This window comes from Pirellulaceae bacterium (genome assembly GCA_019636385.1).
In the GTDB taxonomy this organism is placed as follows: domain Bacteria; phylum Planctomycetota; class Planctomycetia; order Pirellulales; family Pirellulaceae; genus Aureliella.
This window is the reverse complement of record JAHBXT010000003.1, coordinates 553,361-566,384: the sequence shown is the minus strand read 5'-3', so window position 1 is coordinate 566,384 and position 13,024 is coordinate 553,361. Positions and strand designations below refer to the sequence as shown.

At 54.8% G+C, this 13,024-nt stretch carries 9 protein-coding genes; 7 read left to right on the top strand and 2 right to left on the bottom strand.

The features are described from left to right. Window positions 1-271 precede the first annotated feature (271 nt). From KF752_12950 to KF752_12925, 6 genes are all read left to right on the top strand, one after another. Window positions 272-1,366, top strand: a complete 1,095-nt coding sequence (locus KF752_12950; GenBank protein MBX3422454.1) for a tRNA-dihydrouridine synthase — start codon at window positions 272-274, stop codon at window positions 1,364-1,366. Window positions 1,367-1,671: 305 nt separating this feature from the next. Beyond that, window positions 1,672-3,198, top strand: coding sequence for a hypothetical protein (locus tag KF752_12945; GenBank protein ID MBX3422453.1), 1,527 nt, complete (start codon window positions 1,672-1,674; stop codon window positions 3,196-3,198). 13 nt (window positions 3,199-3,211) lie between these two features. Next, on the top strand, window positions 3,212-4,252 hold the full coding sequence (locus KF752_12940; GenBank protein ID MBX3422452.1) for a hypothetical protein: 1,041 nt from the start codon (window positions 3,212-3,214) through the stop codon (window positions 4,250-4,252). A 301-nt stretch (window positions 4,253-4,553) separates the two neighbouring features. Next, window positions 4,554-5,441 carry a universal stress protein gene (locus KF752_12935; GenBank protein MBX3422451.1) on the top strand — a complete coding sequence of 296 codons (888 nt, stop codon included), beginning with the start codon at window positions 4,554-4,556 and terminating at the stop codon, window positions 5,439-5,441. Window positions 5,442-5,466: 25 nt separating this feature from the next. Next, window positions 5,467-6,921: a TrkH family potassium uptake protein gene (locus KF752_12930; protein MBX3422450.1), complete on the top strand. Its 1,455-nt coding sequence runs from the start codon at window positions 5,467-5,469 to the stop codon at window positions 6,919-6,921. Window positions 6,922-6,973: 52 nt separating this feature from the next. Continuing rightward, window positions 6,974-7,630 carry a TrkA family potassium uptake protein gene (locus tag KF752_12925; protein MBX3422449.1) on the top strand — a complete coding sequence of 219 codons (657 nt, stop codon included), beginning with the start codon at window positions 6,974-6,976 and terminating at the stop codon, window positions 7,628-7,630. A gap of 25 nt (window positions 7,631-7,655) precedes the next feature. On the opposite strand, the gene KF752_12920 is transcribed toward KF752_12925, so the two are convergent. Next, window positions 7,656-8,705 (bottom strand): aminoglycoside phosphotransferase family protein, encoded by a 1,050-nt coding sequence (locus tag KF752_12920; protein ID MBX3422448.1) that lies wholly within the window; start codon window positions 8,703-8,705, stop codon window positions 7,656-7,658. A gap of 294 nt (window positions 8,706-8,999) precedes the next feature. On the opposite strand from KF752_12920, the gene KF752_12915 reads away from it, so the two are divergent. Continuing rightward, window positions 9,000-10,055: an HD domain-containing protein gene (locus KF752_12915; protein MBX3422447.1), complete on the top strand. Its 1,056-nt coding sequence runs from the start codon at window positions 9,000-9,002 to the stop codon at window positions 10,053-10,055. Here the strand turns inward: KF752_12915 and KF752_12910 are convergent. Further along, entirely contained in the window at window positions 10,040-13,024 is a 2,985-nt protein-coding gene (locus KF752_12910; GenBank protein ID MBX3422446.1) for a hypothetical protein, read from the bottom strand. The two genes, KF752_12915 and KF752_12910, sit on opposite strands and share 16 nt — an antisense overlap.

Here is a 13,024-nt window from a genome sequence, read left to right as displayed (position 1 = left end):
TTATTGGCGTTCGATCATCTTGTTCGGGAGCAATGTCACCTCTTACAAGTTCGCACTCGGCACGTTGCTACTCGGGCGTTTGCAGCCAAGTTGGTCCGTCTTCATAGGAACGGACCAGGTCTGCGGCCAGGCTTGTCATTCGATGGTCTCAGGATTCAACGGGTAGTCATCAGATGCTTCCCAGGAGTCAATAACCGTTTGGGATAGACCCAAGTGGTGCCATCGTTGAAAATTGCTCAGAGCTTTCCAGCTCACTAAACGGAGGAGAACCATGCTGCTGAGCCCCCAGGTAGCCGATCTTGAACAACCGCTGCCTTACTTACGAATTGGTAATGTGGACATCGGGTTTCCATGTGTCCAGGCGGCGCTCAGCGGCTACAGCGACTGGCCGATGCGATTGATCGCGCGCCAGCATGGTGCCAGTTATTCGCTGTGCGAAGTCATGTTAGATCAATTTCTAGTGACGCTCCGTGACCGTCAGCGCAATCGACACTTTTTGTTTAATACTGCTGACGAACAGCCGGTGGCTGGGCAATTGATGGGCGCGGAGCCCATTCAGTTTGCAGCCGGCGCGCGGCGTCTGGTCGAGGCTGGCTTTGCGGTCATTGATATCAACTTTGGCTGTCCAGTAAAAAAGGTGCTGGGGCGTTGCCGAGGCGGCTTTCATTTGTCGCAGCCGGCTGTGGCGTTGGAAATTGTGCGACGAACACGTGACATTGTCCCGCCGGAAATTCCAGTGACGGTCAAGATGCGCCGCGGTCTGGATGACACGCCGCAAAGCCGTGATCGGTTTTTCGAGATACTCGAAGGCGCATTCCAAGCCGGCATCGCTGCGGCCACGATTCACGGCCGAACCGTACTGCAACGTTACAACGGTCCCAGCCGCTGGCAGTTTCTGCGCGAAGTTCGAGATGCTTTTCCGGGACGTACTCTTTTGGGCAGTGGTGACCTGTTTACCGCTCAGGATTGCCTGCGCATGATTCGGCAGACGGGCGTGGACGGGGTCACCGTCGCGCGCGGTGCCATTGGCAATCCGTGGATATTCGAGCAGGCCCAGGCGCTGGCCAGTGGACGACCGTGCCCTGCACCACCTGACTTGCGGCGGCAACGAGAAGTCATGCAGCAGCACTGGCGGTTGGCCGAAAGCCTATACGGCCCCGAAAGGACACCTACGTTGATGCGCAAGTTCGGCATCAAGTACTCCGCTAGTCACCCACAGCACCTAGAAGTCCGACCTCATTTCGCTCAAATTCGTTCGCATCAACAGTGGAACGCCGTGTTGGACCAGTGGTACAACCATGACGGGCCGGGAGTCTTTCCCTCCCTCGCCACTGCCCAGGAAAATACAGAGGGTTGTAGCGATTGAAACCTTCAGGAGGTCACCGCCAACGGTACAAATTGGCCGACTTGGCCCAGAATCGCCAACGTTTGCTGCACAATGGTTGACACTCGGCCTGGCGCCCAAATAGCCTATAATGATAGGCATGTCGTGTGTCTTCGGTTCTTAGGGAGCGTAGCTGCCCCAACTGTAGCTACCTTCGCCAGACTTGTAGCCACCTTCGCCAGAGGTTGGATGTATCAGAAACTGACCACGTTGCGTTCAACCCCACGTTCTGGCGACCATAGCTGCGCAAGACATCCCAAGTAGAATTTGACCGGGAACTGGAATCCATGGATAAGTATTTAAGGCGGTTGTCGCTGATATTAGCGCTGAGCTGCACCCTGACTCGTGGCGTATCTCTAGCACAGGCCCCGCCCGCACAGCGCCCGCTGGACAGCAAGACGATCAAAGCTGCCAAAGATTTCATGGAGGGACCTGCCACAGACAGCGCGGGTCTGGAAGCCCTCAAGCAGTGCTGCGTTGCTTACCTCAGAGAGTTTACTCTACCCTATCAAGAAAAAGAAGCGCTCCCCAACTTTCGCACCACCTGGAGCAAACTGCAGGAATTGACCAACCACCCGAAGCAAACACCCGAAGCGCGTGCCGTGCTGGTTGCACAGCTCGTTCCGCTGGCTAGGAGGCTTGCCGATGATTCAAAACAGACTGCGGCGGCGCGCGTCAATTGTGTCGTCCTGCTGGGCGAGCTAGACGACGCTCGCGACATGCGCACCAACATCCGCATGCCTTCGAGGGAGGCGCTCAAGGGGCTAGGCGAGCTATTGAAGAACGACACGACGCCGGCCTACTTACACGCGGTTGCCTTACATGCTTTAGAGCGCCACACCAAGGACGGATGGGCTAGATGGAATGATAATGCGAAGAGTTATGTGAAGACCTTGGCACTGAAGTTCGCCGGCCAACTACCGGCCAACCCCACCGAAGCTCAGATGAATGCTTGGCTCGTTCGTCGCGGTTTGGATGTGCTGCGCATTGCTCGCGCCCCGGATGCTATCGACTTGGCTCTCGGTTATGTGGCTGATGCGGAGCAACTGCCCAGTATCCGATTATCGGCGCTGCAATATCTATGCGTACAGGATGCCACAGCGCTTACCCCAGAACAGCAAACGCTGTACGTACTGGGACTAACTCACTTTCTGCGCAGCCAATTGGTTGCTTGGCATCAACATGAAAACGATCTTCAACGCCGCACGAGCGGCTTTGCCGGCGGCGGAAACGACCAAGGCCTGGGTGGCATCGGGCGCAGCATGTCACTTGGCGGTGGCCTGGATGGTGCAGGCTTTGACAATCCGGCCTCGGACCGTAGCGGAGCGACACGCGGTGGACGCCTGCGTCCTGGGCGACCAAATCCCGGTGGTACAACGACCGTTCAGAGTCGCGATTGGGAAGCCACGAACTCGCGGCGGCGATTGAATGAACTGCTACAACCCGCGCGACTCGCGTTGGAAGGCCGCCGTATCGAGGCCGAAGAGAGCAAGCTCACCAATCACCTGACCTCCGACAAACTCGAGTTGGACAAGCAATATGATTTGAAGCGGTTGATCGAGTTAGTTGATGCCATACAATCGCAAATCAACAACACCTCGCGGGCCACATCCGTTCAGGCAATCATGAACCTCGCCCGAAGGGATATTGAAGGCATCATACGCTACTCAAACAACCTGTCTGGCTTCTTAGCAAAATACCCTGAACTCAGGGAAGGTGATGAGGAGTTGGAGGAAACAGAGGAAGAGCCGGCCGAGACACTTGGCGAAGACCAAGAACCAACTAGCCAAGACACTCCCGCCGCCGGGACGTAATGTAGGGACTTTGATGGACAGGTGGTCGCGAGGTCTGTTTGGCCTGATGACGGTCGGCTTGATTCAATGCTTGGCGTTGTGTCGCGAAGTTATCTCGTGGTACGCGCCGAGCACACCTCGGGGGATGCTGTGTTGCTTGACGATTGTAGTGCTTTCAGCCAATGCTCGACCTTGCCACGCACATGAACTGGTAGCCAATGCAGCCGGTTCGCTGTTGGAGTTGTTGCTGGGGCCAGGCATTGAGGTAACTGCGCAAGTACGCCAGCCGCTGCCTGGAGCTTTGTTGACACCCGCGGATAGTTTAGCCGAGCGCCGCCAGAAGCTGAATGCACTTGCAGCCCGACACGGTTGGGAACGTTTTGCTCGCCGGTCCGCGATGGCTCCGGTGCATGTCGAGCTGAATTACATCGTCGATGCAGGCGGACAGCGCGTCGGCCATCACGTCTATAGCGCCTTTGTAGCCTACGCTAAGTTAGAGCAGCTTCGCGACCAGCAACTGATGGAGGGCCTCTTCGGCTCGGCAGGTGCCGATCAAGAGCAGGTTGGCTTCGCACCCGAGGCGGTTTCCACCGAACTGTTGCAACAATTGGGTATTCAAATAGCCGACGAGTCTATGGAGCGTTACGCGACGTTCTTTGCGCCACTGATGAATAGGGTCGAGCTGCGCGGAACGGCTCGCGTGGAAAAAATCGAATCCGCTGGATTCGTGTTAATGGCCTGGCAGTTGGATCCTCGATTTACCTTTGCAGCAGATGCCACGCCTACGGACGAACTTCAGTCCCTAGCCAATCGTGCGTTTAAAGTGCAAAGAGATGAGCTGGGCCAAAAGACGCAATCGGCGCCTACTCCCTACTCGGGTTGCGGCGGATATGTGAGTGTTCAAGAAACAGGACTGGAGACCGACCAACTGCTGATCGAGACGCGACTGGTTCTGCACGAGCCACCCGATTGGTTCTCTGGAAGCAATTTCTTGAGGTCCAAGTTTCCAGCGGTATTGCAAGAGAGCGCACAGACATTTCGGCGGAAGTTGGAGTTGGCGCGCACCAGGCAGTAGTCATGGGATCAGCCGTCGAGCATGTGTGGTTAATCATCGCAGCGTCGTACTGAAGTGCTCTGGCCATAGAATTGCCCGCAGTGTGTTTAGCGGCAGCGCTCCAGCAGCCCAACTTTGGTCATTGATCAGAGATCAGCGTTACCACCGCCCTAGCTTCCCTCATTACCATTTATGGCTATCCGCACAACCGATAGGGGCCTGACGGCGAACCACTGCGTCTGGAGTTCCGAGTACGAATGCTGTATGATAGGGGCGCGCAGACGAGGTTAGTGTCGTATCAAATTTGAGGAGGTTATGTGCGATGAAAGTCTTACTGGCGACGGACGGTTCGGCCAACGCGGAGTTGGCTGCGTGGTTTTTGGCTCACCTGCCTCATCACGAAAAGCTTGAACTGGATGTGATGGCGGTCATTTATCTGCCAGACATACACGGCAGTCTTGAGGCGCAGACGTGGGTAGCTAAGAACGCTGACGCTGAGCGGCAACAGGCCGGCAAAACGCTGGAGAAGGTCCAGCAGATGTTTCAGGGTGCCAATGTTGTCATCAAACGCCACGTCGTCGAGGGACATGTTGGCAAGACCATTGTGGAGAAGGCACGTGAATTCTCGTCGGACTTGATCGTACTGGGCGCCCAAGGGCATTCGGCACTCTCGCGGCTACTGCTGGGCAGCGTGAGCGATTTTGTAGCGACTCATGCACCGTGCTCGGTGATGGTCGTACGCGATACCGGACTGCGCAAAGAGAATCACCGTCAACTGAGAATCTGCATCGGCTATGACGACTCTGCGCCCAGCCGACACGCCATCCAAGAGCTAGGACGATTTGGTTGGGGCAAAAACACGATCATCGACGTAGTTAGCATGGTCGCTTTCCCGGTGATTGGTTTAGACGAGATTCCGCTGCAACTGGACATACCGCAGATCATGAGCAGCACCGAAGAAATGGTTCGCGACGCAACAGAAGAATTGCAGGGGTTAACGCCTAATCTGACACCTCATGTGCGTCAATGCAATCACGTTGGGCTGGGCCTGTCCGATTTTGCCGACGAAATGAAGTCCGACTTAATTGTCGTGGGTGATACAGGCCGCGGCAGACTCGAGAGATTCTTCCTGGGTAGCGTTTCTCGCAATGTGCTCCGCAACGCCAATTGTTCGGTGTGGATTGTGCGCCAGCGAGCGAGCGCGGGCTAAAGGCCCTCGGCAAAATTGATCAACTATGCAGCGAACTGATCGACGTCCCGCAAGGCATCGTGCGCGCGCAAAATGGACCGCCACCAATCGGCGGTGGAATTTGCCTCGCGGCAAGCGAGTCTACTTCTGGCAGCGACTGAATCCATCGCAGTTGTTTGTGCTATCGTTTGTAGGCTTGATACTGATGGGAACTTGGGGCTTGATGGGTCTGCCAGGCCTATATCAAGGCCAACCTCTGGGCTGGCTGGATGCGCTGTTTACGGCAACCAGCGCTGCCTGTGTGACCGGATTAACCGTGGTTGATACCGGCACCTACTTTACGGCCTGGGGCCAAGTCTATTTGCTGATTTTGATTCAGCTTGGCGGTCTAGGAATGATGACCTTAACGAGCATGATCATTGCTACCCTGGGGGGCCGACTATCGCTGAGAACCGAGGCGGCGACGGTAGGCTACAATCAGATTGGGCCCTACGTTGGAGCTCGGCGCCTGGTATTGGATGTTCTGAGATTCACAGTAGTGATTGAATTGTCAGGCGCACTACTGCTATATCTGCTGTGGTCGCGCGATATGGGGCACGCCCGAGCTGCCTGGCATGGATTGTTTCATTCGGTAAGCGCCTTTTGCAATGCCGGCTTTTCGACATTCAATACATCGATGATCGAATATCGCCATTCGCCAGCCACGACTACCACGATTATGCTGCTGATCGTGCTTGGGGGCTTAGGTTTCTTGACGTTGGAAGAACTCTATGTGTCACGAGCACGACGGACTCGGGCAACACAGGTCCGGCGCCCGATCTCCATTCATACACAACTGGTGTTGTACATGACTTTCCTGTTGAGCTTGTTAGGGGGCCTGGCGTTTTTGGCGTTTGAGTGGAATGGTACATTGCAAACTCTGGCCTGGCAAGACAAGCTGCACAACGCGCTGTTTATGAGCATTACAGCACGTACCGCCGGATTTAGCGTCATCGACTACGGCCAAGCCTCGGATAGCACGAACTTCATTACCATCCTGCTGATGATGATTGGCGGCGCGCCTGGTTCCACGGCCGGAGGAATGAAAACAACAACCTTCGCCCTATTAGGGCTGCTGGCATGGGCACGCATACGAGGCCGAAGTTCGACGACCTTTGCTAGCCGCTCGATTCCGGACGAAACGATTCAGCGGGCCGTGGGCCTGTTCGTTATAGTAACGGGCACGGTCATGTTGGGGGTACTGCTAATGACCTGCACTCAGCCAGTATCGCAAAAACTACAACCATTCCTGTCTGCAGCTTTCGAAGTGGCCAGCGCGTTCAATACGGTCGGATTATCCATGGGGGTGACTCCCGAACTAACTACATCGGGTCGATGGCTGGCAATTGTGCTGATGTTCCTGGGACGCGTTGGGCCGCTGGCGCTTGCGTCTGCTTTTATAGTACGCCGAGGTCGCGTGGTAGCGTTTCGTTATGCCTACGAAGATGTGATTGTAGGCTAAGCCCGCTACGTCTATAGTTGATTTCTCACACACCAGAGTTGATTGATCCTCCATGAAACGCTTCATTATTATCGGTCTCGGGAATTTTGGCTCAACGCTGGCACGATCGCTAACGGATAACGGCCATGAAGTTGTCGCTATCGACATCGATGGAGAGGTGGTGGATCAAGTGGCTCCACATGTTGCTCGCGCGGTAGTTGGCGACGCTACGGTACTGGAGACGTTGGAACGATTAGGTGTTCGCGAAGCTGATGCAGGCATCGTTTCGACAGGAGAAGATATTGCGTCCAGCATCCTGGCGGTCATGGCGCTGAACGATCTGAAAGTACGTGACGTATTTGTGAAAGTCATTTCCGTCGATCACGCCCGCGTCATGAATCGGATCGGAGTTACGGAAGTGATCTTCCCCGAGCGAGATTCGGCCCTTGAATTGGCCAAGCGCATGGGGGGCGACGCACTGCTCAAGTATGTCAGCTTAGGTATTGGTTTCGGTCTGCAAGAGATGGGCGTGCCGGATGCATGGTGCGGCAAGTCCATTCGCGAGCTGGCGTTACGTCAAGGTTATGACGTGACCATCGTGGCCGTGCATGACATGCTTAAAGATCGCATCACCGCCTCTCCCAACCCCGACACTAGGCTGTTGGATTCCGATACTTTGCTACTGGCGGGCACCGATGAAGCCTTGGCGCGCATTGCCAAAGTCAAATAACGCAACCTTGATGCCGATGCGCACTTCACCAATCGGCACAATCAAGTCGCTCAAGCAATCCGGCCCAGCGGCGATAAAGCTGCAGTACAGGCTGCTTGAATTGGCGTTCTTGCCAGACTAGCCAATCCAACCATTGCATCGCCGAAAGTAGGGTCGAAACTTCATCCAACACACCAAATCGCCAAGCGGCTTCGCGCTTCCAGGAGTGTAACACGGAGACGCCAATTCCTTCACTAGTTGTCTGATTAAGATACCACTCAAGCGTCTCGTATCGCGCAGACTTGTCGCGCGGTGAAAGGCTGGTCAACAGGCGTACTAAGTCAATAAGTGGCTCGTCGGCCTGTACAGCTCCGAAGTCGATAACGCCGCTTACTTGATCGCCCGTAAACAGTACGTGTTGGCAATGGATGTCCCGCAAGGCAACGTGTACCAGCGTGGGAAATTGCAGCGCAGTTAGTTGCGTTTGTAGTCGGTCCGCTGAATTCCGAAAATGCTCAATTGTCCGTCGCGACAAGTCTGATAGCTTGGTGCCGGCAGATTGACCAATTCCTTCGGCAGACCATGGAAGAATCGCGGAATTGGTGCCTGCTGAATCCCATTGCCGTAACTGGGTTCGATAGTATTGAATCTTTTCGATACGAATCCCAACGGCCGGGGAGGTCGCCACTCGGCACTCGTTTTTCCTCCAAATACGGTGAATGCTGGCGAGTGCTACGGAGGCAGCTTTACGCCGCACTGGCCCGGCGGATTCACTACCATCGGGTTGGCCAGCTTGCCAAGAGGTGACCTCCCATAAATGCTGGCCAGATTCAATCCAGGTGCCTCCCAGCGGGCTGTTGGCCAATGCAGGAATGAAACTCAAGCCCGCGTCGGTCAGCATTCTTTGACAGTGATGGATGCGCGCAAGCCTGACGACGGGTGTGCAGGCCAACGGCCAAGCCTTTAAACAGCCATCACCTGCGGGGATCGCCAGTCGCCAAACACCAGCACTGGACAATCCGCTGTCGCAGGGCTGAATATGCTCCACACCAAGCGGTTGCAACCAATGCTGTTGAACGAACGAAGAAATCTGCATACAGTTTACCTGTAAGGTTTCAGGGGCTATGTAGGGTGGGACAAGCGGAGCCGGTAATAGCTGTTCGACGAGATATCGCGTATGCGTTTGGCGCATGAATCCATTCATGCATCATTGGTTTAGCCACGTGCCGGCCCACACTTACCCAAAGCAGCATTCTGCCTGAACTGTTACGTGAATCATAGTTGATGCTCAGTTGCTCAATAAATCCATGTTCCACTTTACAATATGAATCAGCCTGAACGTTCTTCCAGCAAGTTACGGCGGCAAATATGTCATGAAGCTGCCCGGTTCATGTACTATCGGCAAGAGTCAGAATACTATCGCGCTAAACAAAAGGCGGCCAGTCGCATCTGTAAGGGCTGGATCAAGCCTGCCGATCTGCCGAGCAACGCTGAGATTCGCGACGAAATTCAGGCCTTGGCCAGGTTGCACGAGGGCTCACAGCGCCTGAATCACCTACTGGATATGCGGCTGGTGGCTCTGCGGCTGATGCGTCAGCTGGATCGCTTTCGACCAAAGCTCATAGGTAGCGTGTTGACCGGTCATGTGCGGCAAGGTTCCGATATCGACATCCACTTATTCTCGGATAATCTGTCCGCCATCACCATGTGCCTGGATGGGATGCTACTGCCCTATGATGTCCAGCGGAAGCAGGTGCGCAAAGAAGGAAATTTTCAGGTCTACACGCATATCCATCTGCGCGATCAATTCCCAATTGAATTGACGATCTATCCTGCGTCGCTATCCAGCCATCATTTCACCAGTTCGATCACGGGCAAGGCCATTGAGCGGGCCTCGACGGCGGAACTTGAGCAGCTACTTTACCACCAATACCCGGACTTGAATCTGTCACAGAAGCTCGACGAAATGGAGGAATTGCCAGATCGTTTTCAGTTGTACATGGCGCTGATGCTGCCGCTGGAAAACGTCAAGCAGCATCCACGATATCATCCCGAAGGAGATGCACTGTACCACAGTTTGCAGGTATTTGATCTGGCCTATGAGCAATTGCCGTATGATGAAGAGTTCCTATTGGCTGCACTGCTGCATGACGTAGGCAAAGGGCTGGATATCGACAATCACGTTGCAGCTGGCCTGGAAGCACTGGCAGGCTTCATCACACCACGAACGGCGTGGTTCATTGAACAGCACATGCATGTTCATCGCATCTACGACCGAACGATCGGCTCCCGGGCTCACCGCAGGCTGCGTCAACATCCATCGTACGACGAACTGCTATTGTTAGGAGAGTGTGATCGCGGCGGGCGAGTGCCAGGCGTGCAGACCAGCGAATTGGAGGAGGCGCTGCAGATCATTCGCGACTTGGCCGATTACTCCGACGCTTGATAGTTCAAAATCAACTTGTCGCCAATCTTTTCGCAGCGAATCCACATCGGCACCGACTTGGAGCGTGATGAGGCGGGGATCTTCAGTTGTCGAACATGGCTGCTACTGCCGGTGGGCGCATCCAGAATTTGTATTCTCTGGTAAGCCACCGCTTGCGGAAAGAGCTTGCAGTCAAAGCTTACCGGCTGGTCCGTATGATTGACCAGTTCGGCCTGCATTTCGACCATCTCTGCATTGATTCGCCTGGCTTTCCAGGTGATCTCGTAGTCACGGTGGCCGAGCTTCAATGGCCGATACAGGCTAAAGGCATAGCTGCGATCGGCATCCAAGAAAAACGCGAATTCTAATTGATGGATGCCAGCAGACGCATCTTGCCGCAATTGAAATGGCACCTCCAGGCGAGAAGCACTGCGCGGTCCCAATTGCAGTTCTTGACTTACGCTTCCGCCCTTGAACAAAGTCTCGCAGTGCACCGTCAAGAATCCACTGGCGGGCTGCGCCAGGCTATTGTGTATTGAGACCGGTAGTTGGCCTTGTGCTGCAGATTCGCTAGCGATCAGATCAACCAGCAACTCGAAGTTCTGCTGCCAGCGAATTAGATTGGCGTTGATGCCGCGCACGATGACCGGCCACTGTGCCACAGGCACGCGACTGACCAGACTGCCCGACGGTAGCTGCTCAATCTGGATGGCCACTGGGCGGCCAAAGACATCGTAAGCGGTCAGGTCCTGACAGCCAAAAAGCTCCTCCTGAACAGGACTGCTATTCCAGAGTATCATCACACTGTCGACTTCATTTTCAAATATGTGATTGTGGCTGCCTTGCGGAAGCTCGATCGAGCCGATGGGCTGGCGGAGTGCAATTGCATCGGCAATGAGCGTCCAGGGCACCAGCAACTCATTCGCCTGAAGGTGACGACTGAACAATCCCGAATCATCGTCAACTAGCTTGGTTACAAAAGCCGCCTGAATACTGGACTGCTTTACGACAATCATTTTCTGCAACAAATCCAGCACGCGGTCCCGCAGACTATATTTTTCAGCCGAAACGGGGTTGATTGAAACCCAGGTCTGGTTGCTGGCAGGCGTTTGCTGAATGTAGGCGGCCAGTTCTTGAGCGGTAAGATGGGGATTGGTGGAGTAATGCACTGCGTTGGACAATGGTCTGCCAGCAAGTGCTGCACCAGGACTAGCTGAGTTCGCCCACGGCATATTGCCTGCGGAATTACTTGGTTCAGGCCGAGCGGCATGCGGTAAAATGTCGATAGGGTGCAACCAGTCCCAAACTACTGTCCAAGGCGCATCGTGTCCAATCGAGCGAAGCCGGGTCAACATCTGCGAAATATGTTGCAGCGCCTCCGGATTCTGAACGAAACTGAAATCCTGTTCATCGCCCAATTGAATGCCAGACAATTGGGCACCCCAAGCAGCCAACGCTGGCTCGATGGACTGCTCCCAAATCGCAGGGTCGCTAAAAGCCATGGCGGCACTAGGCAATTGATTGTCGCGCGATCTTCCTAGGAATTGACCATCTCGCGCGTGATCAAAACGACCCACACAGCGGACACCTCGCCTAGAAAGTTGTGAAAGCTGTTTGCGGAGCGTATCAACGTCTGGAGGACTGTGCGCATCATACCATATAGGCAACTTCACCCAGCCAACCGCTGCCCGCTCAGCCATCGTGACCAGCGGACCCAATTGAGTACCGGAAGACTCGGAAGGGATGGACCAACCGAACGGTCCACCCGATTGTGGTCGAAGATCCATCACTGCCAGCGGAATTTCTGTTGTGAAATCGCCATCAACGCTTGCCCGGACAAAATAGAATCCCTGCCGCTCAGGAACAAACTGCCATTTGGCTGCTAAGGCGAATGCATTTTCTGCTGGTGATGTACTAGGACCGGATGCCAAGTCCCGTTTGGCAACCAACCTATTTGTGGGTGGTGAGGATGTGCTTGGGGCGGATGGCTTGCTTATCAGACGAGTACCCTCTGTGGATTCAGAACCCATTCGCTGATTACCTTGGGACTTAGTATCTATTGATTCCAGGGGCACGTTCGTAGCTTCCACAATCTGCCGCTCTACGTCCAATAACTCGCAGCGAAGTGTCTGATAGGGACGAGGCAGTCCCTTGGCAATGAAGTTGAGTTGCACTGACCGCCCCGTTTGAGTTATATGGTGTGCGGCGTCCGTCGTAAGTGTTAACCGGGGGAACTGCAGCACCTTGATGTTGTCAAACCGAACTACCCCCCGTGAGAACGCATCTATGGTTGGACGAACGCGAATGTGAACCTCGCCTTGAATCAACTCGTCAACTGGTAATTCAATCAATTTGGACCGCACAGTTCGCCAATCAAAGTCACCAGTCTGCCCAGGCGTACATAACACTTCCACCGCTTCCGCACTTGCGCGATAAATATGTAGTTCAATTACTGCCTCATGCCCGGCCAACTTCTGACAGGCAATGTCTGCCTCCATGCAATAGCAATACTGCGAGTTCAGATCAAACCGCGGACTGACCAATTCGAAGGCCCCGCCATCGATCTGTACTTGGTAGCAATTGGTTAGAGCGACACCATCCATCAGCTGAGTGATCAGCGGAGGGATAGTCTCCGGCACATAGTTCGGGTCCCAGGACTTGGTTTTCCAGGCTTGCCACAGCCGAGCTAATAAAATTTGAGTGCTCTGTGCTTCGCGAAACTGCTGCGGGTTGCGAGGTACGATCTCAGCCGTCAGATACGCCGGATGATGTCGATCGCGGCGCCGGCGCCATCCGTCAGGCTGACGATCGGAGTTGGCATCGTAGCCACTCTGAAAATTGCATTGAAAGACGGCTTTCGCGGCCTGGCGGTGACTGTCGGCGTGAATCTGGCCGCTAGTCAACCCGGCGAAAAACAACACAATAGCGACCGTCCAACGCTGGTCGCGCGGGAGCCGACATGCACGTTTCAGGCTGAGAAGAGGATTCAT